The organism is Daejeonella sp. (assembly GCF_044342615.1).
Taxonomy (GTDB): Bacteria; Bacteroidota; Bacteroidia; order Sphingobacteriales; family Sphingobacteriaceae; genus Daejeonella.
On record NZ_JBIIPN010000189.1, the window covers coordinates 1 to 3,891 of the forward strand.

Below are 3,891 nucleotides of genomic sequence, written 5' to 3' on the forward strand. Positions count from 1 at the left end.
CTCGATGAATCGAAAGTGAGCTAAAAAAAAGAGCTAAATCGTGAGATTTAGCTCTTTTTTTTATGAGTTATGAGTTATCAGTTGACAGTTATCAGGCTGGCGACATCTATTACCGGTGGCTGAGGTTCTCGAAGCCAGGTTCTCGAAGCTAGTTAATTTTGTTTGCTACAAGCCTCTCCGCAATCACATCAATCAAAAAAATCACAGTTCAGACAATATCAGTTGTTAGTTATCAGTTGACAGTTGTCTGTCTGGCGACATCTATTACCGGTGGCTGAGGTTCTCGAAGCCAGGTTCTCGAAGCCAGGTAATTTTGTTTACAACAAGCCTCTCCGCAATCACATCAATCAAAAAAATCACAGTTCAGACAATATTAGTTATCGGTTATCGGCTATCAGTTGTCAGTTATCAGTTATCAGGCTGGCGTGAATAAAGATTTTATTATTCCCATTGGTAAAACTAACAACCACTTTCTCAGATGTCGCTTGTCTGACAACTGGCAACGGTTAACTGTCAACCAATCTTCCAGATGTCGCTTGTCTGACAACTGACAACGGTTAACTGACCCCCTCCCTTACTCTTTCTCCAAAAACGGATATCTATAATCTTTCGGTGGGTCAAAAGTTTCCTTGATTGTTCTAGGTGAAACCCATCTTAACAGATTAATCATAGAGCCAGCCTTATCATTGGTTCCTGAGCCTCTAGCGCCTCCAAAAGGCTGTTGACCAACAACCGCACCAGTACATTTATCATTGATGTAAAAGTTTCCAGCCGAATTTCTTAATGCATGTGTAGCAGTTGCTAATGCATAGCGATCTTGTGCTAAAACTGCCCCAGTTAATGCATAAATAGAAGTATTGTCTATAATTTCGAGTGTTTTTTCGAAATCTTTATCCTCGTAAATAAAAATTGTTAGTACCGGACCGAACAATTCTTCACACATGGTCACATAATTTGGATCTTTTGTGAGTAAGATTGTTGGCTCAATAAAATATCCTTTTGATTTATCATAATTGCCACCAGCAAAAATCTCAATGTTTTTATCGCTTTTTGCACGATCTATAAATCCGCTAAGCTTATCAAAAGATTTTTCATCAATTACCGCATTTACAAAATTGCCGAAATCTTCTGTAGGGCCCATTTTAAGGCTGGCAAGATCACGAAGCAATAATTGTTTGATTGCAGGCCAAACGGATGCTGCAATGTACACTCTTGATGCGGCAGAGCATTTTTGCCCCTGGTATTCGAATGCACCGCGTAAAATGGCAGTGCTTGATGCTTCAACATCGGCTGAGCCGTGGACTAAAATAAAGTCTTTGCCACCAGTTTCTCCAACAATGCGTGGGTATGTTTTGTACTTATGAATATTATTACCAATGGTCTTCCAAATATCTTGGAACACTGAAGTTGAGCCTGTAAAGTGAATTCCCGCAAAATCTGGGTGATTGAAAATAACCTCACCTGCATCAGGTCCTGAAACATAAACCAGGTTGATTACGCCTTCAGGTAAACCTGCTTCACGGAAAATTTCCATTAAAACATTGGCTGAGTAAATTTGAGTGTTTGAAGGTTTCCAAACCACAACATTACCCATCATCGCCGCTGAAGTAGGTAAATTTCCTGCAATAGCAGTGAAGTTAAATGGTGTTAATGCAAATACAAAACCCTCTAGTGCACGCTGCTCCAGTCTGTTCCAGCTTCCGCGTGGTGATACTGGAGGTTGTTGCTGGTATATCTCAGTCATGTATTTCACATTGAAACGCAAGAAATCAATCAGCTCACATGCTGCATCAATTTCTGCTTGAAAAGCATTTTTCGACTGCCCCAGCATGGTAGCTGCATTCAGTTTATAACGATAAGGACCTGCGATTAAATCAGCAGCTTTTAAGAAAATAGCAGCACGCTGCTCCCAAGCTAAATTTTCCCAAGAATTCTTCGCCTTTAAAGCTGCATTTATAGCTTCAGAAACGTGTTCTTTGGTCCCTTGACTATAAGTGCCCAACAAATGCTGGTGATCGTGAGGTGGGTAAATACTGACTTTTTTATTAGTTCTAATCTCTTTACCATCGATATACATGGGTATGTCGATCGTCTTAGAACGGGCATCAGCAAGTGCTTCTTTTAATAAAGCTCTTTCTTTACTTCCTGGTGCATAATTTAAAATTGTCTCATTAATAGGCTGAGGTACGTTGAAAAATCCTTTTAGCATAGTTGGTATTCTTAGTTATTACAAAGATAAGGCTTTGATCGAAATGTTAGGCTGAAATAAGCTAAAATATAACGATTAAAAGCTGATTTTATATTAGCATCAATTTAATTTTTTATCAAAAAATGAATATTTTTTAATTTTTTATATATTATTTTTATTTAAAATAAATTAATTATCGTAAATTTCTAAGCCTTTTGTAGGTTCCCACTTTGATTTTGGTTCATAATAATTCCATAATAATTTTGAGAGTTTACGAATGAGTTGATAACCTTCATTGTCTGTAGTCCAGCTTTCATCTTTTTGATTCTTAGTAGTAATACAGAACACATAATCGCCATGAGGGGCATTCACAAGTACTACTTCTGAGCGCGAACGGTTTACTGCACCCTGCTTAGATGCGGCCTGAACATAAGGTGGAATTTGTGAAAGTGCCTCTCCATCCCAATAAATACGAATTAAATTTCTGTACATGCGTTCGCTTGCTGCGGGACTTATTGCCTGACCATCTCGGATTTTTTTTATGAGAAGAGCCATTTCCTTCGGACTCGTTTGTCCCCAGCCATAGCGTTTTTGAAAAGCTTCTCTTCCGGGAGTTCTTGAATTGATACGAATATTTTCAAAACCATTGTTGGAAAGCCATTTATTGATATCTGCCCCGCCAACCAATTTTTGTAACCAAAGGCTTCCTGTATTGTCGCTTGTGGTGATGCTAAGCATTTGAACTTTGCTCAATTGTACCTTTTCGCCATCTTTATAGGAACCAAGAATGTCTTCACCGGCGTAAAGTAGGCTATCGCGATAGATCAGGTTTTGGTGATAGCTCAATTCTTTTTTCTCGATTTTATCAAACACTCCAATCATGATTGGGACTTTAATCATGCTAGCAGTGGGGAAAATGGTATCGCCATTTATTTCTGCAAATTTACCTGTTTTCAAGTTTTGGACGTATATTCCTACATCGCCATTAAAACCCTCAACAAGTTTTTGCAGTTTTAATGTTAGCTTTTTGTCGTTTTTAGTTTGTGCAAAAGCACTGAAAACGAATAGAAAAATAATGCCTAAAAGGCTAAGTGACTTTCTTATCATGATGATTAATTTAATTATTCAAACATCAATAAATATAAGCTTGAAATCAAATATGTATTTTTGTAAAAATTTTAATAAATGAAACTAGTCCGATTGCTCTTATTTCCATTCTCAATTCTTTATGGTTTTGGGGTAATGCTTCGGAATTTGGCTTATGACTCCGGATTATTTAAGTCGATTAAATTTAAAATACCTGTAATTTCTGTTGGAAACCTTGCCGTAGGGGGATCTGGTAAAAGTCCAATGACTGAGTATCTCATTCATCTTTTAAAGTGGGATTTTACTTTAGCAATGGTAAGTCGGGGATATGGCAGAAAAACAAGTGGTTTTCGTTTTGTTGATGAGAATGATAGTGTTAACATGGTTGGAGATGAACCTCTACAAATAAAGAAAAAATTTGAAGGTATTAGTGTTGTAGTATGTGAAAAACGGGTAGATGCTATTGAACAAATAGAATGGGAAAATGATGTTGTCATTCTAGATGATGCATTTCAACATCGAGCAGTAAAGCCAGGATTAAGTATTTTATTGTTTGAATTTTCATCTTTCCAATCCCATCAGTTTTTGTTGCCAGCGGGTAATTTGAGGGAGCCGAT

Annotated in this window: 3 protein-coding genes; 1 reads left to right on the forward strand and 2 read right to left on the reverse strand. The window is 37.5% G+C overall.

The window, feature by feature from the left end:
- Nucleotides 1-574 precede the first annotated feature (574 nt).
- Both pruA and ACIQ0D_RS12015 read right to left on the reverse strand, forming a co-directional pair.
- Nucleotides 575-2,209: an L-glutamate gamma-semialdehyde dehydrogenase gene (pruA, locus tag ACIQ0D_RS12010; RefSeq protein ID WP_395805940.1), complete on the reverse strand. Its 1,635-nt coding sequence runs from the start codon at nucleotides 2,207-2,209 to the stop codon at nucleotides 575-577.
- A 168-nt stretch (nucleotides 2,210-2,377) separates the two neighbouring features.
- The gene (locus tag ACIQ0D_RS12015) at nucleotides 2,378-3,295 is read right to left on the reverse strand and encodes a serine hydrolase (RefSeq protein ID WP_395805942.1); all 918 of its coding nucleotides are present in this window, start codon (nucleotides 3,293-3,295) and stop codon (nucleotides 2,378-2,380) included.
- 78 nt (nucleotides 3,296-3,373) lie between these two features.
- Between ACIQ0D_RS12015 and lpxK the strand changes: the two genes are divergently transcribed.
- Nucleotides 3,374-3,891 (forward strand): tetraacyldisaccharide 4'-kinase (gene lpxK / locus ACIQ0D_RS12020; protein ID WP_395805944.1); only part of this gene is annotated, 518 nt, incomplete at its 3' end.